Origin of the sequence: Terribacillus saccharophilus, assembly GCF_046592895.1 — a bacterium.
Classification (GTDB): domain Bacteria; phylum Bacillota; class Bacilli; order Bacillales; family Amphibacillaceae; genus Terribacillus; species Terribacillus saccharophilus_D.
In genome coordinates this window covers 716,429-737,383 of sequence record NZ_JAWVPU010000002.1, presented here as the reverse complement: position 1 = coordinate 737,383, position 20,955 = coordinate 716,429, and the positions used below count along the sequence as shown (strand labels likewise).

The window sequence follows — 20,955 nt, the reverse complement described above, 5'->3', positions numbered from 1 at the left end:
CAACGAGGGGTGATCATATGGAGGCTCAAGTTACGAATGCGAAAGGAAAAATCAATATCGTCCTGAAAAACAGGCAGCAGGAGGCAGAACAGCTGCAAAGCAATGCTGTCAAACGCGATATCGATCCATTCCGTCATATCGACCAGGAATTCGACTCCTTCATCGGAATGGAAAAGCTCAAAAAAACAATCAAAGAAATATATGCAAATGTCCATATCAGCCAAAAGCGTGAAGCTGCAGGTTTAAAACAGGAAAAACAAGTACTGCATATGCTGTTTGAAGGCAATCCCGGTACGGGTAAGACAACTGTTGCCCGCAAGCTTGCAGCTGTTTTCCATGATATGAACGTGTTGGATAAGGGGCATTTCATTGAGGCCGAAAGAGCGGATCTCGTAGGTGAATATATCGGGCATACCGCACAGAAGACACGTGCACTCGTCCAGCGCGCCATGGGCGGTATCCTGTTCATCGATGAAGCCTATTCACTGGCTCGCGGCGGCGAAAAAGACTTCGGCAAGGAAGCGATCGATACGCTAGTGAAACATATGGAAGATGCTCACAACAGATTCATCCTCATCCTTGCCGGCTATCCACGCGAAATGAATCATTTCATGAGTTTGAATCCCGGTTTGCGATCACGCTTTCCGATCCAGCTTGAGTTTCCGGATTACAAGTCTGAGCAGCTGATGGATATTGCCAAAGGCATGCTTGCAGAAAAAGAATATCAGCTTACAAAAGAAGCAGAATGGAAGCTCAAAGAAATCATCGTCCAGCAGAAAGCGAAACGGACAGCTGACTTTTCCAATGCACGCTTTGTGCGGAATATCATCGAAAAAGCCATCCGGATGCAAGCAGTAAGACTAGTGCGCCATGATCACCATCTATCGACCGAAGAACTGATGAAAGTGACTGTTGCCGATTTGAATCAAGAAGATTGAAGTCATATAAGAGGGGCCCTGGCGTTTGAGCATCATGCGCCAGGGCTTTTTTTGTGCGGAAACGATCTAGTATAGCTGTATCCTACTAGGGTAACATACTTAGCAAGGAGTGCAGGTGATGGCAAATATACTGGAATTCATCATTCGGAAAGATGTTTGGATGGGAACGATCGTAATCGTGCTTGTTCCAATATTGTTAACTTTGATAACCAATAAGCTGAGAGATCTTCGGAAAAAATCATATACGCGAAAAGAACAACACAGCATACCGCCATATTTCAAGCTGACGACTAAGATAGCAGCAAATTTGACCCAATTGAAAGCAATTGTCGGGGAAAGCTCCGATATCATTTATCGCCAATTCAAACTGGGAATGGATAATCGTAACTGCGCCATCGTATACGTCGACGGATTGGTTGATCAACAGCAGCTGCATCAGTCCATCCTTCATCCGCTGCTACACACCAAGCAGTCGAAATCAGCACTGCATGTATTCAAGACAGTGAGCATCAAAGATTATTTGCTGCATCACACAATTGAAGTCAGCAGTGTCGAAGCATTGAAGGACTCAAACAAAATTGTCCATCAGCTTTTGTCTGGTTCCGTGCTTCTGATGGTGGACGGGCTGGATGAGATACTTGTGCTTAGCGTGAAACAATGGCTTAGCAGAAGTTTGAATGAACCAATCACGGAAGCGCTTGTCAGGGGACCGCGTTTGAGTTTCATAGAAAATATCCGGGACAATACAGCGATGCTTCGGCGTATGACTACCGATCCCAACCTGACTTTTACGGACTTCGAGGTAGGGGAGCGGACAAGAAGGCAGCTTACGATCGCATATGTAAAGGATATTGCCAATGATGAGCTGGTCGGGAATGTGACAAAAAGAATTCGGGATTTGGATATTGATCATGCGGCGGAATCTGGTTTTATCGAACAACTGATCGAAGATGACTATTTGTCCATCTTTCCGCAGGTTCAGGCAACTGAGCGTCCCGATCGTGTCATGGGAGCGATATTGGAAGGACGGGTGGGCATTTTGCTCGATGGGTCGTCGTATGCGTTGATTGTTCCCGGAACTTTCAGCATGATGCTGCAATCACCGGAAGATTATTACGAACGCTGGATTCCGATGTCGCTTATACGATTGCTTCGTTACGCAGCAGCATTTTTGAGTATCTTTTTACCATCCTTTTATATTGCATTCGTATCATTTCATCAAGGTTTGATTCCGACCGATTTGGCATTGGCGATAGCAGGAACACGGGAAGGTGTCCCGTTCCCGACCATCATCGAAGCGCTGATCATGGAAGTGTCCATTGAATTATTGCGTGAAGCAGGTTTGAGACTTCCGAGACCGGTAGGACAAACCGTCGGCTTGGTTGGGGCCTTGATCATCGGGGAGGCTGCCGTTCAAGCAGGACTGGTGAGTCCGATCATGGTCATCGTTGTTGCTGCCACAGCTATCGCATCCTTTGTCTCCCCGCATTATGGAGCGGGTATCGCATTAAGGGTATTGCGTTTCCTTGCGATGTTTTCGGCTGCTTTTCTCGGTTTATATGGGATCAGTTTATTCTTTCTGGCTTTATGTGTACATGCTGTCAAGCTGCGGAGTTTCGGTGTCCCGTATGTCACGCCAGGCACGCTTTACAGCAAGGACGATTGGAAAGACTTTCTCTTCCGCATGCCTTTGTTTTCGATGCGAAATCGCCCTGCTGAATATTTTACAAAAGATCGGGTCAGAAGGAAGAAATAATAGGAGATGCAGCAAATGAAAATAGGAACCTCAAGAATCACGACAATTCAAATGATTGCATTGCTTTCTTCTACCTTGATTGCAGCAGGTATTTTCACCCTGCCGCGAAATCTGGCAATGAAAGTCGGTACACCCGATTTATGGGTCTGTGTCTTGCTGGGCGGGATATGTGGATATGTATCATGTCTGCTCATCATATCACTGAGTCTTCGATTTGAACGATTAACCTTTTTTGAATATAACAAGCTTATTGTCGGAAAATGGATAGGCACGAGTTTAAGTGCTGCCTTTATAATCTATGCCCTCACAATAGGCGCATTCGAGATTAGGAGCATGGGTGAACTGACACAGTTTTATTTACTTGAGGAAACGCCTCTAAGTGTCATTTTGATCAGTATGTATTGGGTTGCCATTTATTTGCTGGTTGGCGGCATCAGTCCGATTGCAAGGCTGATCGAACTATTGACTCCTGCATCCATTTTTATCTTCATATTGGTGTTTTGCCTGGGATTCAAAGTATTCGAACTAGATAATTTGCGACCGCTGTTCGGTCTTGGCCCGATACCGGTGCTAAAGGGTGTGGTACCGACGTTCCTCACATTCAGCGGATTGGAATTTTTACTGGTATTCATTGCAATGATGCAAACACCAAAACATGCGAAGAAAGTGGCGCTATTCGGGCTGGGCATACCTGTATCCATTTATCTGTTAGCGGTCATCATCATTACCGGTGGATTGTCCGTCGACAGGATGAAGCATGAGAAATGGCCGACTTTTGCACTAATTCAAGAATATGAATATGAGGGTGTATTGTTTGAACGCTTTGATTCTTTGTTTTTGGTTGTTTGGCTGATTCAAATGTTCACGACATATGTAATCTGTCAATATGTTGCAGCAAAAGGAATCTCTACGTTGACGCGCTTGACATATAGGAAAGCAAACTATGTACTTTTAGCTGTCGTCTACATACTTTGCATGATACCCAAAGATTTGAATCAACTTGAAAAGATGGGTTCCTATATCGGATACACAAGTTTTGTTTTCTCCTTTGCAATACCAGCTATACTCCTGATAATTGCGATGGCAAGGGGGCTGAAGCGCAATGATGAAAAACAGGATGAAGCGTAAGCTCAGTATGTGTTTGTTCGCATTGATCATCCTGAGCGGATGCTGGGATAACGCAGATATCGAGGATATTTCCTTTGTAATGGGGTATGGATTTGATAATAGTGAGAATGAGGAAAATGCAATCAAGCATACCACGCAGCTAGCCGTCACAAAAAAGAAGGGAGAGCAGGGGGCAGCTCCGCAAGGCAAGATGTTTCAAAATATCACACTTGAAGGGAGCTCGATTCAAGATATCATCCGCAGCCTGTCCCTTCAGCAGCCAAATCCTGTTTTCACTGATCATTTGGAATCTGTCATCCTTAATCAGGAAACTGCGAAAACCTACGATCTTGCCATCCTGCTTGATCAAATGCTGCGGGATAATATCACACGTTTAAGCCCCTATGTCGTCCTCAGCAAACAACCAGCAAGTGAAATACTGAATACGAATATTGAAGGAGAAATACCGAGCAGTTATATAAGCACTATTTTTGATAATGAAACAAGCACACTCAAAATGCTGCCCGGAGTAAGGTTAGGGGAAGTCGCAGCCAACCTTTCTTCCCAAAAAAGCTTCGCATTGCCAAATGTCAAAAAAATAGATAATACAGTCATGGCAGACGGAGCAGGCGTGGTGGATGGGAAAGAAAGAAAGCTGGTCGGGTTTTTGACAATGGAGGAAGTGGAAGGCGTCAACTGGCTGTCCGGGAAAGGGAAGGCAGGTTTACTGGAATTCAAAGACAATGAAAACAATACGATTGTTTATGAAGTGCAGCATTATAACACGAAGGTGAAGCCGACCTTCCAACATGGTGCCGTTTCGTTTCAAGTACAAGTGAATGCAGAAGGCTGGATCACGGAAGACTGGTCCCAATCCTCCCATAATTTATCCGAGCGTTATATCGAAAGGCTGGAAAAGTTAGCGGCGGAACAAGTCCAGGAGCTGATGACTGAAACGCTGCATAAAGTCCAGAAAAAATATAAAGTGGACGTGGTTGATTTCTCGGATAGCTTCAGGATCGCTTATCCTAAAGAATTCAACAACATAAAGAAGAACTGGGATGACTATTTTGCAAAAGCGGATGTAAGTATAAAGACAGACGTCAAGATCATCAACACAGGTGATGTTGTGAAATGACAGCAGAGACCTTTTCGGATGATTAGGTTAGCTGATAAAAAGTTCCCATCGTGTAAAATTCTTAAAAGCATTCGCATAAACCGGAGGCTTTTTACCTGTCTGATAGGGTATAATGCTAAATGGAAAGGGTGACAGCATGGAACGTGTATTATTGATGGCAGTCCATCACCAGAATCAAACATTGGAGCGATTTCATTCATCGCTTGATGAATTGGAAGCATTGACAAAAACAGCAGGCGGCGAAGTGGCAGGTATCGTTACGCAAAAACGGGAACGTCTGCATCCCGGTACATATTTCGGATCGGGCAAGCTTGAAGAGTTAGCGGAATTGGTCGACCAGGAAGAGCCGCTGCTTGTCATCTCCAATGACGAATTATCGCCAGGACAATTGAAAAATATCAGCAACCGGATCGGCGTCCGTGTCATCGACCGAAGCCAATTGATCCTTGATATATTCGCAACACGCGCGCATACCCGTGAAGGGAAGCTGCAAGTGGAGCTTGCGCAAATGCAGTATTTGCTGCCAAGGCTTTATGGACAAGGAACAGAGATGAGCCGATTGGGAGCGGGAATCGGGACAAGAGGTCCCGGGGAAACGAAACTGGAAACCGACAGACGGCATATCCGACGTCGCATAGATGAAATCAAACAGCAGCTGAAAGCAGTCGTCTCGCATCGTTCCCGCTACCGCGAACGGAGAAAAGCGAATCAAGCTTTCCAAATTGCGTTGGTCGGCTATACGAATGCGGGCAAATCGACCATCTTCAATAGAATGACTGGTAACGACAGCCTGGAGCAGGATCAGTTGTTCGCGACATTGGATCCGATGACACGCAGATTGCGTATGCCTGCAGGATTCCAGGCATTATTGACCGATACCGTCGGTTTCATCCAAGATTTGCCGACAGCACTTATCGCAGCATTCCGTTCGACTTTGGAAGAAGTGACCGAAGCGGATTTCATCATTCATATGGTCAATAGCGCCCACCCCGATCACGAGCAGCAGCAGGCGACGGTTTTGAAACTGATCAAAGAACTCGGTGCCGACCATCTGCCTATTTTGACTGTTTACAATAAAACAGATCTGCTGACGGAAGATTTCATTGCAAGCGCGCATCCTTATTTGCAAATATCGGCATTCAAGGAAGAAGACCGCAGACGGGTGATGGAAAAAGTACAGGAAATGATCAAGGAAGCCAGCGAATATTATGATACAATCGTACCTGCGACAGGCGGACGTTTACTGGACAAGCTTGCGCAAGAAACGATTTTGACAAAAAGGGAGTACAATGAAGAATTGGATGTGTACGAAGTGAGCGGCTATGTATTGCCGGATCATCCGCTTTTTCATCAATTGAAGGGAAAGAATGAAGCATGATGAACGATATAGCAAAAAGAACGGAAGAAGAAACCAGTGCGCAGCGCGCGGCAATCGATGCGATTGCAGAAGGAAACCAGCGGAAAGTGATGGCGGCATTTCGCAACCAGCGCGTCAGTGACAGTCATTTCAACCCGACTACTGGCTATGGATACGATGATTTCGGGCGTGAGACGCTGGAGCAGGTTTATGCTGAAGTGTTCGGCGGCGAGGACGCACTGGTACGGCCTCAGATCGTCTCTGGTACACACGCGATTACCACTGCATTATTCGGCGTATTACGTCCGGGTGATCAGCTTCTATATATCACTGGTCAGCCATACGATACGCTGGAAGGTGTGATCGGGAATTCTGCGGAAGATACTGGCTCATTACAGGATTTTGGTATCACATACGATGCAGTGGATTTGACCGAAGTTGGTGCAATTGACTATCCGGGTATAGCAGCACAGCTTTCTGAGAAAACGAAGGTGGTGGCAATCCAGCGTTCAAAAGGATATGCCGACCGACCTTCGTTTTCTGTTGAAGAAATCGGGAAAATGATTGCATTTGTGAAAGAGAAGCAGCCAAACGTCATCGTGTTCGTTGATAACTGCTATGGCGAATTTGCCGAAACGAAGGAGCCGCTTCAAGTTGGTGCTGACTTGATGGCAGGGTCATTGATTAAAAACCCAGGCGGCGGTATTGTGCGTGCGGGCGGATATATCGCTGGGCGTTCCGATTTGATCGAGTTATGCGCCAATCGCCTGACAGCGCCAGGTCTCGGAAAAGAAACAGGTGCATCACTTGGAATGCTGCAGGAGCTTTACCAAGGCTTCTTCATGGCTCCGCATGTTGTCGGTGAAGCATTGAAAGGCGCAGTCTTCACGTCCAGATTCCTGGAGCTGCTCGGATTTTCCACTTCTCCGAGATTCGATGCAAAGCGCGTGGACTTGATTCAATCCGTCAACTTCCAAACTGCCGACCAAATGATAGCATTTTGCCAGGCTATCCAGCATGCATCACCAGTCAATGCCCATGTGACACCGCATCCGGCACCGATGCCCGGGTACGAAAATGATGTGATCATGGCAGCAGGTACATTCATTCAAGGTGCCAGTTTGGAGCTGACAGCAGATGGCCCAATCCGTCCGCCGTTCACAGCTTTCGTCCAAGGTGGCCTGATTTATGCCCATGTGAAGCTCGCCATTATCGATGCTGCTCAAAACTTAATGGAAAAAGGCTTGATATCAACTAATCAAGTAAACTGAAAATTTTCATGTCAACTAAGCTAACACGTGTTGACATTTAAAATTACCTACGTTTATAATAGACGTAGAGTACATAAGGAAAGGGGATGGACGATAAATGAGTGACATGAATCGCCGATCTATGCCCTTGTTCTCTATTGGTATTGTAAAATCTCTTACTGCTTTAACAGCAAGACAAATCCGTTATTATGAAGACAACGGACTGATTTTCCCAGCAAGAACAGAAGGCAATCAGCGTCTTTTCTCATTCAATGATGTGGATCGACTGCTTGAAATCAAAGAATTAATCGACAAAGGAATCAATCTTGCCGGAATCAAGCAAATGCTGCCGATGAAAGAAAAACCATCAGCAGAAATGCTTGAGGCACCGATCGCACCGGAAATTTCCGACAAAGCATTAAGACAGATGCTGCGCCAGGAACTGATGGACACCGGACGATTGGGTAAAGCTTCGTTACGTCAGGGAGAATTATCACGATTCTTCCATTAATAGAGGAGGAGAAATAATGGCGAAATTTACTAGAGAAGATGTAATCAAGACTATCAAGGAGGAGAACGTAAAGTTCATTCGTTTACAGTTCACCGACTTGCTTGGCACAATCAAAAACGTGGAAATCCCGCTTAGCCAATTGGATAAAGCGTTGGACAATGAAATGATGTTCGACGGATCCTCCATCGAAGGTTTCGTACGTATCGAGGAGTCCGACATGAAACTTTACCCGGACTTGGATACATTCGTTGTATTCCCATGGACGAGCGAAAAAGGCAAAGTGGCGCGTTTCATCTGTGATATCTATACTCCAGAAGGAGAGCCATTCGAAGGCTGCCCGCGTTATAACCTGAAGCGTAACATCAAGAAGATGGAAGAGCTTGGTTTCAGCGCATTCAACATCGGTACAGAGCCTGAATTCTTCTTGTTCAAACTTGATGAAAAAGGCGAACCGACGCTTGAATTGAACGATAAAGGCGGTTACTTCGACCTTGCTCCGACGGACTTGGGTGAAACCACTCGTCGCGATATCGTTTTGGAGCTTGAGGAAATGGGCTTTGAAATCGAAGCTTCCCACCACGAAGTGGCTCCAGGACAGCACGAGATCGATTTCAAATATGCAGATGCATTGAAACATGCTGATGATATCCAAACATTCAAACTAGTAGTTAAGACTATCGCCAGAAAACACGGCTTGCATGCAACATTCATGCCGAAACCACTATTCGGTGTGAACGGATCTGGTATGCACTGTAACATGTCTCTATTCAAAGACGGTAAGAACGCATTCTACGATGAAAGCGGCGAGTTGAAACTATCTGAAACAGCTTACCAATTCATCGCGGGTACATTGAAGCACGCAGTCAACTTCACTGCTGTGACGAACCCGACAGTAAACTCTTACAAACGCCTTGTACCAGGCTACGAAGCGCCATGCTACGTTGCATGGTCCGGTAAAAACCGCAGCCCGCTCATCCGTGTACCATCCGCTCGCGGAGCAAGCACACGCGTTGAAGTGCGCAGCGTCGATCCATCCGCTAACCCATACCTTGCAATGAGCGTATTGCTTGCTGCAGGACTTGACGGAATCAAAAACAGCCTGGAAGCACCAGCATCCATCGACCGTAACATCTACGTGATGGACAAAGCAGAAAGAGAAAAGAACGGCGTAGCAGATCTTCCGGCTACACTGTACGACGCTCTTGAGCAGCTTAAATCCGACGACATCATCGTCGACGCTCTAGGCGACCACCTATTCGAACACTTCATCGAAGCGAAAGAAATCGAGTGGGATATGTTCCGCACGCAAGTTCACCCATGGGAACGCGAACAGTACATGGAAGACTTTTAATTGAGGAAACCCTTGATACCACTGGTGTCAGGGGTTTTTATTGTATGGGGTTATTATAAAGAAACTAAGTTGATTTATAGTTTTGGCGGGTATTTCTTTGAAGTACGCAACAGCAACTTCGTATTCATTTATAATTCTTTATACAGCTGAAAAAATAGGATTCTAAAAAATTGGCTTTACCTTATTATCATGGGTTCTCTAGTTATAGGGGAAGGTCCATTCATCATAACATTTGTGGAAAAGATACAAGATTAAAAGAAGAATAGAGTTTGGATGACTTTTGAGCTAGTTATTATTGTAGAAAGTGATGCTACAAGTGAGGTATGTAATGAAAACCCCTGCACATATACACGTGTCAGGGGTTATTTGCGTAGGGTGACAAATGATTTAAGTATAGTCTTAAGAATAAGATATAGCGCTATTCAGCCTTTTGGCGGAAAAGGATCATTGCCATATGAAGCTCGATCTCGTATCTCCCCGTCTCTTCCATGGAGGAAATGCTCGCCTTTATTCTTCTTCGCTAATCGCTTTCCTTGTTCGGTCGCTTCTTTTTGTGTATCAAAGAGACCCGAAGCGCGTTCGGCTCCCTCTTTTTTTACTTGCCATTTGCCGTTACCGTGTGGGGTAGTGTGGTAGTTGGACAAGTTATCACCTCCAATAGTTTCTCTTACCTATACCACTAAAGGCAGACTTTATTACTGAATTTCTATATAAATATCAATTTAGCAAAATTCGTTTATCAGTTCTCTGGTTTGTCACTTAATTGTGAAAGAATATACAAACTCTACATGCTGCTGAAGCAATATTTGTGCAAGAATAGAAGTATAAACAAGGAGGAGATCATATGCCAAAACTACGCGTTACATTATTTCGTGAAATACTGGAACAGTTAGAAGCAGACCAACTCCAAGGTACGAAAGCAAGAGATTATCGCTGTGCTGTAGGCACTTGCACACCTTATGATGTAGTACATCACGCGGAAGTGCTGCTGCAGGAAGGGTTCATTTCAGGCGTGGTGACAAACTCAAAGGATTACAGAGATGTATTTATTGATGATATTTTGGTGAAAGGTCATGAGCTATTAGCTTTGTTGGGGAACAAACGTATTTTGGAAGCTGCCAAGCAGATGTTAGGGGAGACATATGAAAAAGCCACTCCAGGTATACTGCTTCAAGCACTGCATGTCGCCCTGAAACAAAATGACAAAACGCAAGAAGAGCTTGCCGTCTAGGTGAGCTCTTTTTCTTTGCTGAATCAACCATATCTGGAAAATCAAGATATAATATTGTAACCATATGTAGGATATCCTTATACAAAAACAGGAGTTTGCCAAATCAGGCAAGCTCCTGTTCATTTATTTGTAACTTATCGTTCCTTGAGATAATAATCATCCATACTGTGTTCCTTGCTGCGGTAGCTTCTCGTATATCCGCATTTGCATGAATCAGTAACGCTATCAATCTTATGACGGCCTCGCAACTTGCAAACAATCTTATGAAAGAGTTTCACGATTCCACCTACTTTCTAGCTTTTGGTAAAACTATAATCTAATTTACCCGAAAAGTATGTCGAAAGAACGTAGAATATGTGTAAATTTTATATAAAAAAAATCGGCCGAAGCCGACATTTTATTGGATGGATCGATATAAACCGATTACTTTTCCAAGAATACTGACATTATCCAGAATGATAGGTTCCATCGTGCTGTTTTCCGGCTGCAGCCGGATTTGGTTTTCTTCTTTGAAGAATCGTTTTACCGTAGCTTCATTGTCTTCGGTCATTGCAACGACGATTTCGCCGTTTTGGGCAGTCTGCTGCTGTTTGACGATGACCATATCTCCGTCAAGGATACCTGCTTCGATCATACTTTCCCCGACAATTACCAGTACGAAGATATTATCGTCCGGACCGACAAGGTGACTCGGGACGGGAACGTATTCTTCGATATTCTCAACTGCAGTGATCGGAATACCTGCCGTAACTTTACCGATGACCGGTGCGTAATTCGCTTCACCGCGAGGAATATCTGTCTGTTCTTCGGTATCCAGTGAAAGCACCTCGATTGCGCGCGGTTTGGTAGGGTCGCGCCGTATCAGCCCTTTTTTCTCAAGTCTTGAAAGGTGACCATGTACCGTGGAGCTTGATGCCAAGCCGACTGCTTCACCGATTTCCCTCACGGAAGGCGGGTAGCCTTTATCAAGTACCTGCTCCTTTATGTATGCTAGAATCGCTTCCTGTCTTTTCGATAGTTTTATCATGTATCGAACACCCCGTGCATATATTTTTATTACATACAGTATACCATGATAGATTGCAATATACAAACATCCGTTCGAAAAAACACTTGACTAGAACCTATGTTCGTATATAATGGAAGTAACAAAAGAGAACGCACGTTCCTAAAAAACGGAGGGGTCTACCATGTTCAAAAAACTAGCAAAATCGGATCTATTCTATTATGTGCTTTTTGGCTTCACGCTTTTCTTCCTATACTTTACACTTATCATGAGTGTTTAATTAGTCGAAGTGAGAGGGAACATCCATGAAAGCAGTCATCTATTGCAGAGTAAGTACAGAAAAGGACGAGCAGACAAGTTCGGTTGAGCGGCAGCGTGAAGAGCTCATCAGTCTTGCAGAGTCCTCAAACATAGAAGTAGTCGATATTATAGAAGAAAAACAGAGTGGGTATGAAATCGAACGTCCGGGCATTTTCCGCATGCTTGATCTGTTCACATCTGGCGAAGCAGATTGCCTCCTCATCCAGGATGAGACACGATTGGGGAGGGGCAATACAAAAATTGCGCTGTTCCATCATCTGCAAAAACTCGAAGTGAAGGTTTATACGCTGAGCCAGCATGGCGAATTCCAACTATCCGAATCGGATGGAATGGTGCTCCAGATCGTCGGAATCGTCGAGGAGTATCAGCGAAAAATCCACAATATGAAGATAAGACGCGGTATGAGAAGGGCAATTGAAAATGGATATGATCCAAGTAAGAATCTGAGCAACCAGGAAGCAGCACCAGGCAGGGATCGTATCGACTTCCCGATTCAGGAGGTAGTCAGACTGCGTAATAATAAGCTCACTTTCCAGGAAATCAGCTCCGTGTTGCGCGGCATGGGCTTTCAGGTATCGAAGGCAACCGTACATAGAAGGTACAAGGAGTACCTTTCGCTTGAATCGGAAGACGTCAGCAGGTAACATAGGGTGTATGAACTATAAATGCTTAAAGGAGCATACATCACATGATATCTAAAGATAAATTGTCGCGCATCAATGCTTTAGCTAAAAAAGCAAAAGCAGAAGGGCTCAGCCTCAGCGAACAGAAAGAACAAAAAGAACTTAGACAGGAATATTTAAAGAATGTCCGCTCTTCGTTCAAAAATCAGTTTAAGACAATGACCATCATTGACCCGGAAGGTAATGATGTTACACCGGATAAAGTAAAAGAAATGCGGGACGATAAATAAGAAGGGGAGGCTGGTTCTTGTACAGCCATTCCCTTCTTTTTCTATATATAAATCCTTGTTTATCGGAGCATTTCGGTATACGATGAAAAAGAGTACATAATTTGCAAGTTGAAAGGGATGTTTACATGGTTCAGACAACAGAATTGCTTTCTATCAATACAATTCGTACGTTATCAATCGATGCAATCGAAGCAGCTAATTCCGGCCACCCTGGTATGCCGATGGGTGCCGCACCAATGGCTTATACGCTATTCACCGATTTCATGACCCACAATCCGAAGAATTCTCATTGGTTCAACCGAGATCGTTTCGTATTGTCTGCTGGACATGGTTCCATGCTACTGTATTCCCTGTTGCACTTGTCTGGATACAAAGTATCCATTGATGATTTGAAATCGTTCCGTCAGTACGGATCCCGCACACCGGGACATCCGGAAGTACATCATACGGACGGCGTTGAAGCAACGACTGGTCCGCTTGGACAAGGTATCGCGATGGCTACAGGTATGGCTATGGCTGAGGCACATCTTGCTGCCAAATATAACAAAGATGGCTTCCCGGTAGTCGATCATTACACATATGCCATTTGCGGCGATGGTGACTTGATGGAAGGTATCTCGCATGAGACAGCTTCCCTTGCCGGCCACCTTGGTTTGGACAAGCTGATCGTGCTGTATGATTCCAATGATATTTCACTTGATGGCGATCTTCACCACAGCTTCTCTGAAAACGTGGAAGATCGTTTCAAAGCATACGGCTGGCAAGTGATTCGTGTGGAAGAAGGCAAAAACGTGGATGCGCTTCGTAAAGCTATCAAAGAAGCAAAAGCAAATACGACACAGCCGACATTGATCGAAGTCAAAACAGTTATTGGATATGGTTCTCCGAACAAATCAGCAAAAAGTGCTTCCCACGGCTCTCCATTAGGAGTCGATGAAGTGAAGCTTACAAAAGAATACTACAAATGGAAACATGAAGATTTTTATGTTCCGGAAGAAGTGTATGCTGATTTCGAAGAGAAAGTCGTCAAAAACGGCGCCAAAGCGGAAGAAGCTTGGAATGAGCTTTATGCTAAATATGAAGAAGCCTATCCTGAGCTTGCAAAAGAACTTTCCGCTGCCATCAAGAATGAGCTGCCGGAAGGATGGGCTGATGCGCTTCCGACTTATGAAGAAGGCAAGGATAAGACTGCCACTCGTTCTGCATCCGGAAAAGTATTGAACGCGATTGCGGATACAGTACCTGCTTTGTTTGGCGGAAGTGCGGATCTTGCTGGATCTAACAAGACGCTTTTAGCAAAAGAAGAGAACTTCTCCAAAAACAACTACAGCGGACGTAATATTTGGTTCGGTGTTCGTGAATTCGCAATGGGTGCTGCGTTGAATGGTATGGCGCTACATGGCGGTTTGAAAGTATATGGCGGGACATTCTTCGTGTTCAGCGATTACTTGCGTCCTGCTATTCGTCTTTCTGCGTTGATGGGAACTCCTGTAACATATGTGTTGACACATGATAGTATCGCTGTCGGGGAAGATGGTCCGACGCATGAGCCAATCGAGCATTTGCCATCACTTCGCGCAATGCCTGGTTTGAGTGTTGTCCGTCCAGCTGATGGTAATGAAACACAAGCTGCATGGAGACTTGCACTGGAATCGGAAAAAATCCCTACTGCGCTTGTCTTGACTCGTCAAGATCTTCCTACACTGCCATCAACGCAGACAGCTGCATATGAAGGCGTGAAGAAGGGTGCATACGTTGTCAGCCCGGCACAAAAAGAAACGGCAGATGTATTGCTTCTTGCTACTGGATCAGAAGTACAGCTTGCTGTACGCGCACAGGAAGCACTTCGTGAGCAGAACATCGATGCTTCTGTCGTCAGCATGCCATCTTGGGATCGTTTCGAGCTGCAAGAGCAGTCTTACAAAGATAGCGTCATCCCTCCAGCAGTGAAGAAACGCGTCGGTATCGAAATGGCTTCTCCGCTTGGCTGGGAAAGATATGTCGGCCTTGAGGGTAAAGTCATCGGCATCAACACATTCGGTGCATCCGGAAACGGCGATAAATTGATCGAAGCATTCGGCTTCACAGTTGAAAATGTCATCGAACAAGTAAAATCCATCTTGGATTAATGGAAAAGCCGGTCACACTCGTGGCCGGCTTTTCTTATATGACAAATATCGACTAAACTTCTTTAACTTCGTGCCTCTTTGCTACACGTTCCGAGGGATTAAGCAATGCTTCCTGCCGTATACTATAGTTTCAAGGGAGAAGGAGGGACAAGCTTATGAAAGAGTATTTTGTCTATTGGGTGAAACATGAGATTTACTTCCGCTATTTTTACAAATCGGATATTCTCTATCGCTTTTTCCTCTCCAGTCAAGTGGAGAATACTGTTTATGTGCAGGAACAACTCGACTATATCACGAATGATTTTCCTCCCAATGCATCACTCCATCAAGACGAAAATGTTTATATCGAAGCCGATCAGCACTATCTCCGGGTAGTTTGTGATTCGTTGACGACGGCAGAAGAAACCATCTTTTCGGAGCTCCGCCATTTCGATTCATCCTTTTTCATCATCGAACCAGCAGCCAGCAATTGCGGCTGGATAGCACCAATCATAAAAAATGACTTGCAATCACAGGTTCATCTATTGTATTCTTCCTTTTGATTGTCTATACTAGATTAGAGATATTTTGAAGGAGGAAGCCAATATGAGTCCGATCTGGATCGTACTTATAGCACTGGCTACATTGATTATCGGCGTAGCGCTCGGATTTTTCATCGCCAGAAAGTACATGATGAACTATCTTAAGAAGAACCCGCCAATTAATGAACAGATGCTTCGTACAATGATGATGCAAATGGGTCAAAAACCATCCCAAAAGAAAATCAACCAAATGATGCGCGCAATGAACAACCAACAAGGTAAATAAGCAATTATTATTATATAGCTTTGACGTTTCACGTTGGCGTATGGCATTGCAAAAGGGATTTAATTGTTTTGATTAAATCCGGAAACCACTTTTTCTGCTTGTAATATAGCGGGAAAAGTGGTTTTTTTATTGTGAAATAAGTGAGTACCACTATTTAGTTTGAGGTTATACAAATCATTAAAATAATTTGATTTCATATAAAGTATATTTTTTTAATTTCTGAACTAAGCAATAACCTATGCTGGTAAACTTAGGAGTACAATATAATCATTGATAGGATATAAGGTTAGAAGCAAAAAAATACATGTACGGAGATGATTACTAAACGTTCTTAGAGAATTAATAAAACATACATAGGAGTTGAAAAAAGAATATGGCAAGCGATAACGCAATACATAAACTGGATGAAGTTATCTGCAAATCATGGGAATTATTTATCCAGCAATTTGTACAAGGAAGATACTCCATAACGAAAGAAGCTCCGTTTCAATTTCATTTTGCTGACACTATTAATAAAGTTGGTAATTTATATTGCTTTAAACGTGGAGAATCCTTTTCTGTCGATTTGGAAACACGTATGGAAGGTATTTTGGGGAAAAACAAATACATTGATATCACTTGTGCTTTCTACCATGGTGGAGAAATACCTACAGCTTCAGCTGCAATAGAATTAAAGTTCAAAAAGAATAGTCAGGGAGCGGATGATGAAGCCAGAATTGATGCGTATCTGGATATACAGGCTCTGGAAGCATGCGCAGATCATTTTGATCTAGCTTACTTTTTTATGATTACTGAAAGTGCAGCATATTCTAAGCCATCCATAAAAGTAGGAAGCACTGCCGATATTTTCTCAATGAGGAATGATTATTCCCCACCTGTTGATAAAGTCCTCATACCAAAGTTGAAGTCCAGGTCAAAAAATCGAATTATATTCAAAAGTGCTCACGTATTCCAATGGAAGAGTGTCGGGAACAATGTATTTTTAAAACTGGATATTCATAAAGGGAAGTAAATAGATAGGAAGGACAACAAACTATTGCATGGAAGATCTATGCCAAGATAAGTTCAAAAGCAGTCACTATGGGGTTTACTTTAGGCATCTCCATTTAATAAATTTCTTTAAAATGCTTCTATGATTGTATGAAGAATCAATGCAAATGTTTCATTCTCCCATACTTTATTTAATATACATAAATCACACTACTAGCAACCAAACTAAGACCAGAGGTTTACTCCCACACAAAACAAGGTATTGAACACAAAAAAGGGAGGGAACAAAATGAAACACGTAAAAGCATTGTTGATCAAGTTCATCATGATTCTGGCGGTTTTATTGATTGTCTTCACCCTTATTTTCAATGCGGGAGTTGGTCCGGTGCTGTTGATGGGTGCGATTTTGACGGTGGCGGCTTATGTGATTGGTGATTTGCTTGTGCTTAGCAGGTCAGGTGATCGGAGTAAGCCGAATGGTGATTATCCTAAGCGGAATTTGATTGCGACAGCCAGTGATGCTGTGCTGACATTTGTATTGCTTTGGCTGCTGGGCAGTGCGCTGCTGGAGCCGGCGAATGATGTGATGCTGGCTTCGCTTATTGCTACGGTCGTGATCGGTGTCGGGGAGTGGGTATTCCACCGTTATGTCAATAAGCGTGTCATCAAAGACCGCAATGCACAGACTGTCGGCATGTTTTGAACTGTGCTATTTTTCGAACTGTGTTATATTGATGTATAAGTGTAAGGAATCCCCTACTTGAGGGGTTCCTTTTGTTTTAAAGGGGATGCTTATGGAAGTGACGTTGGTACTGGCTTTATCTGCTGGATTTCTTTCATTCCTCTCGCCTTGTGTACTCCCGCTTTATCCGGCTTTTCTTTCTTATTTGACTGGTGTAAGTCCCGGGTCTTCCGGTGATGGGGCGCGGTCTGGATGGTTATGGCATACAATTTTCTTCCTGATAGGCTTTTCGTCCATATTCTTGCTGCTGGGATACAGTGCATTGGCTTTATCTGAATGGCTATTTGCATATCAGTCATACATACGTGTCATCGGCGGAACATTGCTGATCATATTCGGTGCAGTGCAGGTTGGTTTGCTTGGGGGCAGGTGGCAGTCATCGAAAACATTGCTCCGTTTTAAGAGCAGGCCGCCTGGATATGCGGGGTCCTTCTTGATAGGGTTGTCTTTTGCAATGGGGTGGACGCCATGCACAGGACCGATACTAGCGGGTATCATGACAAGTGCTGCATTGGCTCCGCTTGGTGCTGTTCCGTTGATGTTCGCCTATATAATTGGGTTCAGCATACCATTTTTTGTTTCGGGCTTGCTTGGACAGCGTTTGCAAAAATGGATGAGAGCGGGGAAGATCTTACATACAATAAGTGGATATTCCCTTATTTTGATTGGTATTTTGCTTTTATTCGATCTGACAACGAAGATAACAGCATATCTTGCCAGTTTTTTCTCTTTTTACGGGTTTTAAATCGTGAAAAATGAGGTGAAGTAGTTTAGAATATGAAGGGAAAGGGTGTCGTGTGTGGAATTTTCACCGAATAATCTAATTTTCAAAACAACAACTGTGCTTATTTCTTTTTTGTTGCTGGGATTTTCGGTCTATTTGTTCTTTTCAGGCCATAATTCCCCCGGCGGTGGATTCATTGGAGGGTTGGGAACAGCTGCTGCTTTAGTGCTTATGTATATGGCATACGGTATTAAAACGGTAAGCAAGATCCTGCCAATCAATTATCGTGTATTGACCATAATGGGTGTAATGATTGCCGTTTTGACTAGTGCAGGCTCATTTCTTTTTGGGCAGCCATTTTTGAGTCATACATTCACCTATATCCACGTTCCTGTTATAGGAGAGCTGGAAATGGCTACAGCGACACTTTTTGATTTGGGGGTTTATCTGACAGTTGTAGGTATCACCCTGACGATCATACTGTCCATCGCACAAGATCGTTCAAGCAGTGAGGAGAATTTAAGTGGCAAAGATATTAATAGTAGATGATGCAAAATTCATGCGGAAAACATTGAGAGGATTGCTTACCGAGAATGATCATGAAATCGTCGGGGAAGCAGCCGATGGAAATGAGGCGGTCTCCCAGTTTCGGGATACGCAGCCTGACATCGTTTTCCTGGATATTACGATGCCGCATAAAGATGGGCTTGCAGCTCTGAAGGAGATCATTGACCTCGCTCCGGATGCCAAAGTGATCATGTGCTCTGCCATGGGGCAGCAGCGAATCGTGGTGCAAGCGATCGAGCTTGGGGCAAAGGATTTCATTACGAAGCCTTTTGATGATGCTCGTGTCATTGACACTGTAAATCGCATTCTCACGTAAGAAATGTAAACCGAAAGAAGGTAAGGGTATGACAATACCTGTTATCATTAGCACCATCCTGGTCGCATGCATGGGTTTGGCCGTTGCGATGGTCCGGATGCGTGCCGCAGCAAGACCGGTGACAGCGAAGAAAATCATCTTGCCGCCATTATTCATGAGCACTGGCGCACTAATGTTCCTCTTTCCAGTGTTCCGGGTGCCATGGTGGGAAGTGTGGTTCTCACTTGGGGCTGGAGTCATTTTCTCCAGTTTGCTGATTCTTACTTCCAATTTTGAAGTACGGGAGGAAGAAATCTTCCTGAAGCCGTCGAAGGCATTTGCCATCATCATTGTCGGTCTGGTATTTGTAAGGGTTTTGCTTAAGGTAGCAATCGGCCAGACAATCGAAATCGGGGAAATGGGCGGTGTCTTCTTCCTGCTTGCTTTTGGCATGATCGTATCCTGGCGAATAGCAATGCTTTGGAAGTACAAACGGCTTGAAAGAAGCTTGCATGTCACCTGATGGTTATGAAAAGACTTTCTTCCAGTAAGAAAGTCTTTTTCATATGCTGGCAGTCTGCCGTAACAGATTTAGTAAAATCGCGGCACCAGCGTTTTGTTTTTTGCCTAATTGTAGTAACATACATTACAAGAGATCCATACATACATAGATGCGCGAAAAGGTCACATAAAAGGGGGGCGAAGGAGCTTGAGCGAAGACGACTATAAGACAGAGAAAAAGAAACAAGCGGCTTCATTGAATTCTATAGACTTTGATGCACGTTCTTTGGCTGAACTTCCGTCGCCGATGCTGCAATGGATCGATCAAAACGGTTTTGATATCGTATTTGTCTGCAGCAATGATGGGATGATTCAATACATTTCCACATCGATAACACGGCTGCTGGGTTACTTGCCGGATGAAGTGCTCGGGACGTCTTCTTTGACTTATCTTGATTCGTGTGACGTGCCTATTCTGAAGAATAGGTTCAAGTCCGTTGTGGAATGGCCTCAGCGCTTCCATTTCACTGCCTTGGATAATAGAGGGAAGCACATATGGATGGAAGCGAGCATCTCCTTGATAGAAGAGGAGGATGCATCGTATTATGTCGGTGTCGCAAAAGATGTTTCCGACAAAAAAGAAATTGAGGAAATGATGTTTCGTTCAGAGAAGATGAGTGTCGCCGGACAACTTGCAGCTGGCATTGCGCATGAGATCCGTAATCCGCTCACGAGTTTGAAAGGTTTCCTCCAGCTCATCCAGGCAGGCATCAGCCGTAAGGAAGAATATTACAAGATCATGGTCGACGAAATAGAAAAAATAGAAACAATCACATCGGAGCTTCTATTCATATCCAAACCGGTAGCAGAAAACAAAGAACCGGAAACTATTCATGAAATGCTGCAAGATGTGATTACATTGCTGTATTCCCAGGCACGTTTACAAAATGTACAGATAAGTTTTGAAAAAGGGGCGAACAGCAGGCTTCTCTGTGATCGTTCGCAAATCAAGCAGCTCTTCATCAATCTTATCAAGAATGCACTAGAAGAAATGCCGAATGGCGGGAAGATTGATATCCGCCAGCGCGAAGAGGGCAGTGACTGCATCGTGGATGTGGTCGATGAAGGACCAGGCATTCCGGATGAAGTCTTAGCAAAGCTCAAGGAGCCTTTCTTTACCACCAAGAAAGAAGGGACTGGTCTTGGATTGATGATCTGCACCCAGATACTTGAGAAGCATCATGGAGCGCTTGATATTCTCCGTAATGACACCAAAGGGAGCACATTCAGGGTTTCCATGCCTATCACACCTATATAATAT

General features: G+C 44.2%; 23 protein-coding genes. 21 read left to right on the top strand and 2 right to left on the bottom strand.

Annotation, left to right across the window (positions count from 1 at the left end; translation table 11 throughout):
* Positions 1 to 17 precede the first annotated feature (17 nt).
* The 8 genes from spoVK to glnA all read left to right on the top strand — a co-directional run bounded on the left by spoVK (position 18) and on the right by glnA (position 9,408).
* Positions 18 to 938, top strand: a complete 921-nt coding sequence (spoVK, locus tag SFC66_RS09500; RefSeq protein ID WP_411218446.1) for a stage V sporulation protein K — start codon at positions 18 to 20, stop codon at positions 936 to 938.
* A gap of 160 nt (positions 939 to 1,098) precedes the next feature.
* The gene (locus tag SFC66_RS09495; protein WP_411218732.1) at positions 1,099 to 2,694 is read left to right on the top strand and encodes a spore germination protein; all 1,596 of its coding nucleotides are present in this window, start codon (positions 1,099 to 1,101) and stop codon (positions 2,692 to 2,694) included.
* Positions 2,695 to 2,709: 15 nt separating this feature from the next.
* On the top strand, positions 2,710 to 3,822 hold the full coding sequence (locus tag SFC66_RS09490) for a GerAB/ArcD/ProY family transporter (protein ID WP_411218445.1): 1,113 nt from the start codon (positions 2,710 to 2,712) through the stop codon (positions 3,820 to 3,822).
* Positions 3,797 to 4,939: a Ger(x)C family spore germination protein gene (locus tag SFC66_RS09485; protein WP_411218444.1), complete on the top strand. Its 1,143-nt coding sequence runs from the start codon at positions 3,797 to 3,799 to the stop codon at positions 4,937 to 4,939. Before SFC66_RS09490 ends, SFC66_RS09485 begins: the two co-directional genes overlap by 26 nt.
* A 136-nt stretch (positions 4,940 to 5,075) precedes the next feature.
* Complete coding sequence (gene hflX, locus SFC66_RS09480; protein ID WP_411218443.1) at positions 5,076 to 6,317, top strand: GTPase HflX; 1,242 nt, start codon at positions 5,076 to 5,078, stop codon at positions 6,315 to 6,317.
* Complete coding sequence (locus tag SFC66_RS09475) at positions 6,314 to 7,567, top strand: methionine gamma-lyase family protein (RefSeq protein ID WP_411218442.1); 1,254 nt, start codon at positions 6,314 to 6,316, stop codon at positions 7,565 to 7,567. The genes hflX and SFC66_RS09475 overlap by 4 nt, the downstream gene beginning before the upstream one ends.
* A gap of 97 nt (positions 7,568 to 7,664) precedes the next feature.
* On the top strand, positions 7,665 to 8,057 hold the full coding sequence (locus SFC66_RS09470; RefSeq protein WP_411218441.1) for a MerR family transcriptional regulator: 393 nt from the start codon (positions 7,665 to 7,667) through the stop codon (positions 8,055 to 8,057).
* Between the two features lie 16 nt (positions 8,058 to 8,073).
* The gene (gene glnA / locus SFC66_RS09465) at positions 8,074 to 9,408 is read left to right on the top strand and encodes a type I glutamate--ammonia ligase (protein WP_411218440.1); all 1,335 of its coding nucleotides are present in this window, start codon (positions 8,074 to 8,076) and stop codon (positions 9,406 to 9,408) included.
* Between the two features lie 422 nt (positions 9,409 to 9,830).
* On the opposite strand, the gene SFC66_RS09460 is transcribed toward glnA, so the two are convergent.
* Complete coding sequence (locus SFC66_RS09460) at positions 9,831 to 10,052, bottom strand: DUF2188 domain-containing protein (protein ID WP_411218439.1); 222 nt, start codon at positions 10,050 to 10,052, stop codon at positions 9,831 to 9,833.
* Between the two features lie 200 nt (positions 10,053 to 10,252).
* Between SFC66_RS09460 and SFC66_RS09455 the strand changes: the two genes are divergently transcribed.
* The gene (locus SFC66_RS09455; protein ID WP_411218438.1) at positions 10,253 to 10,639 is read left to right on the top strand and encodes a hypothetical protein; all 387 of its coding nucleotides are present in this window, start codon (positions 10,253 to 10,255) and stop codon (positions 10,637 to 10,639) included.
* Positions 10,640 to 11,036: 397 nt separating this feature from the next.
* On the opposite strand, the gene lexA is transcribed toward SFC66_RS09455, so the two are convergent.
* Positions 11,037 to 11,666: a transcriptional repressor LexA gene (gene lexA, locus SFC66_RS09450; RefSeq protein WP_411218437.1), complete on the bottom strand. Its 630-nt coding sequence runs from the start codon at positions 11,664 to 11,666 to the stop codon at positions 11,037 to 11,039.
* A 284-nt stretch (positions 11,667 to 11,950) separates the two neighbouring features.
* Between lexA and SFC66_RS09445 the strand changes: the two genes are divergently transcribed.
* The 12 genes from SFC66_RS09445 (at position 11,951) to SFC66_RS09390 (ending at position 20,952) form a co-directional block, all read left to right on the top strand.
* Positions 11,951 to 12,610, top strand: coding sequence for a YneB family resolvase-like protein (locus SFC66_RS09445; RefSeq protein WP_411218436.1), 660 nt, complete (start codon positions 11,951 to 11,953; stop codon positions 12,608 to 12,610).
* A 44-nt stretch (positions 12,611 to 12,654) separates the two neighbouring features.
* Positions 12,655 to 12,879, top strand: coding sequence for a DUF896 domain-containing protein (locus SFC66_RS09440; protein WP_411218435.1), 225 nt, complete (start codon positions 12,655 to 12,657; stop codon positions 12,877 to 12,879).
* A gap of 125 nt (positions 12,880 to 13,004) precedes the next feature.
* Positions 13,005 to 15,008: a transketolase gene (gene tkt / locus SFC66_RS09435; protein WP_411218434.1), complete on the top strand. Its 2,004-nt coding sequence runs from the start codon at positions 13,005 to 13,007 to the stop codon at positions 15,006 to 15,008.
* 155 nt (positions 15,009 to 15,163) lie between these two features.
* Positions 15,164 to 15,550 carry a sporulation inhibitor of replication protein SirA gene (gene sirA / locus SFC66_RS09430; RefSeq protein ID WP_411218433.1) on the top strand — a complete coding sequence of 129 codons (387 nt, stop codon included), beginning with the start codon at positions 15,164 to 15,166 and terminating at the stop codon, positions 15,548 to 15,550.
* Between the two features lie 43 nt (positions 15,551 to 15,593).
* Positions 15,594 to 15,815 (top strand): YneF family protein, encoded by a 222-nt coding sequence (locus tag SFC66_RS09425; protein WP_411218432.1) that lies wholly within the window; start codon positions 15,594 to 15,596, stop codon positions 15,813 to 15,815.
* A gap of 373 nt (positions 15,816 to 16,188) precedes the next feature.
* On the top strand, positions 16,189 to 16,827 hold the full coding sequence (locus tag SFC66_RS09420) for a hypothetical protein (protein WP_411218431.1): 639 nt from the start codon (positions 16,189 to 16,191) through the stop codon (positions 16,825 to 16,827).
* A 267-nt stretch (positions 16,828 to 17,094) separates the two neighbouring features.
* On the top strand, positions 17,095 to 17,508 hold the full coding sequence (locus SFC66_RS09415; protein ID WP_411218430.1) for a DUF2512 family protein: 414 nt from the start codon (positions 17,095 to 17,097) through the stop codon (positions 17,506 to 17,508).
* Positions 17,509 to 17,599: 91 nt separating this feature from the next.
* The gene (locus SFC66_RS09410) at positions 17,600 to 18,292 is read left to right on the top strand and encodes a cytochrome c biogenesis CcdA family protein (RefSeq protein WP_411218429.1); all 693 of its coding nucleotides are present in this window, start codon (positions 17,600 to 17,602) and stop codon (positions 18,290 to 18,292) included.
* 54 nt (positions 18,293 to 18,346) lie between these two features.
* On the top strand, positions 18,347 to 18,820 hold the full coding sequence (locus tag SFC66_RS09405) for a Na(+)/H(+) antiporter subunit B (protein WP_411218428.1): 474 nt from the start codon (positions 18,347 to 18,349) through the stop codon (positions 18,818 to 18,820).
* Complete coding sequence (locus tag SFC66_RS09400; RefSeq protein WP_411218427.1) at positions 18,795 to 19,154, top strand: response regulator; 360 nt, start codon at positions 18,795 to 18,797, stop codon at positions 19,152 to 19,154. The genes SFC66_RS09405 and SFC66_RS09400 overlap by 26 nt, the downstream gene beginning before the upstream one ends.
* Before the next feature lie 28 nt (positions 19,155 to 19,182).
* Positions 19,183 to 19,656 (top strand): CcdC family protein, encoded by a 474-nt coding sequence (locus SFC66_RS09395; protein ID WP_411218426.1) that lies wholly within the window; start codon positions 19,183 to 19,185, stop codon positions 19,654 to 19,656.
* A gap of 186 nt (positions 19,657 to 19,842) precedes the next feature.
* Entirely contained in the window at positions 19,843 to 20,952 is a 1,110-nt protein-coding gene (locus SFC66_RS09390) for an ATP-binding protein (RefSeq protein ID WP_411218425.1), read from the top strand.
* The last annotated feature ends 3 nt before the right edge of the window (positions 20,953 to 20,955 follow it).

Coding starts and splice junctions, on each gene's coding strand:
- SFC66_RS09440 (WP_411218435.1), top strand. CDS start 12,655: ATGATATCTAAAGATAAATTGTCGCGCATCAATGCTTTAGCTAAAAAA.
- SFC66_RS09445 (WP_411218436.1), top strand. CDS start 11,951: ATGAAAGCAGTCATCTATTGCAGAGTAAGTACAGAAAAGGACGAGCAG.
- sirA (WP_411218433.1), top strand. CDS start 15,164: ATGAAAGAGTATTTTGTCTATTGGGTGAAACATGAGATTTACTTCCGC.
- SFC66_RS09470 (WP_411218441.1), top strand. CDS start 7,665: ATGAGTGACATGAATCGCCGATCTATGCCCTTGTTCTCTATTGGTATT.
- SFC66_RS09475 (WP_411218442.1), top strand. CDS start 6,314: ATGATGAACGATATAGCAAAAAGAACGGAAGAAGAAACCAGTGCGCAG.
- hflX (WP_411218443.1), top strand. CDS start 5,076: ATGGAACGTGTATTATTGATGGCAGTCCATCACCAGAATCAAACATTG.
- SFC66_RS09455 (WP_411218438.1), top strand. CDS start 10,253: ATGCCAAAACTACGCGTTACATTATTTCGTGAAATACTGGAACAGTTA.
- SFC66_RS09485 (WP_411218444.1), top strand. CDS start 3,797: ATGATGAAAAACAGGATGAAGCGTAAGCTCAGTATGTGTTTGTTCGCA.
- SFC66_RS09425 (WP_411218432.1), top strand. CDS start 15,594: ATGAGTCCGATCTGGATCGTACTTATAGCACTGGCTACATTGATTATC.
- spoVK (WP_411218446.1), top strand. CDS start 18: ATGGAGGCTCAAGTTACGAATGCGAAAGGAAAAATCAATATCGTCCTG.
- SFC66_RS09495 (WP_411218732.1), top strand. CDS start 1,099: ATGGGAACGATCGTAATCGTGCTTGTTCCAATATTGTTAACTTTGATA.
- SFC66_RS09395 (WP_411218426.1), top strand. CDS start 19,183: ATGACAATACCTGTTATCATTAGCACCATCCTGGTCGCATGCATGGGT.
- SFC66_RS09490 (WP_411218445.1), top strand. CDS start 2,710: ATGAAAATAGGAACCTCAAGAATCACGACAATTCAAATGATTGCATTG.
- SFC66_RS09420 (WP_411218431.1), top strand. CDS start 16,189: ATGGCAAGCGATAACGCAATACATAAACTGGATGAAGTTATCTGCAAA.
- tkt (WP_411218434.1), top strand. CDS start 13,005: ATGGTTCAGACAACAGAATTGCTTTCTATCAATACAATTCGTACGTTA.
- glnA (WP_411218440.1), top strand. CDS start 8,074: ATGGCGAAATTTACTAGAGAAGATGTAATCAAGACTATCAAGGAGGAG.
- lexA (WP_411218437.1), bottom strand. CDS start 11,666: ATGATAAAACTATCGAAAAGACAGGAAGCGATTCTAGCATACATAAAG.
- SFC66_RS09410 (WP_411218429.1), top strand. CDS start 17,600: ATGGAAGTGACGTTGGTACTGGCTTTATCTGCTGGATTTCTTTCATTC.
- SFC66_RS09415 (WP_411218430.1), top strand. CDS start 17,095: ATGAAACACGTAAAAGCATTGTTGATCAAGTTCATCATGATTCTGGCG.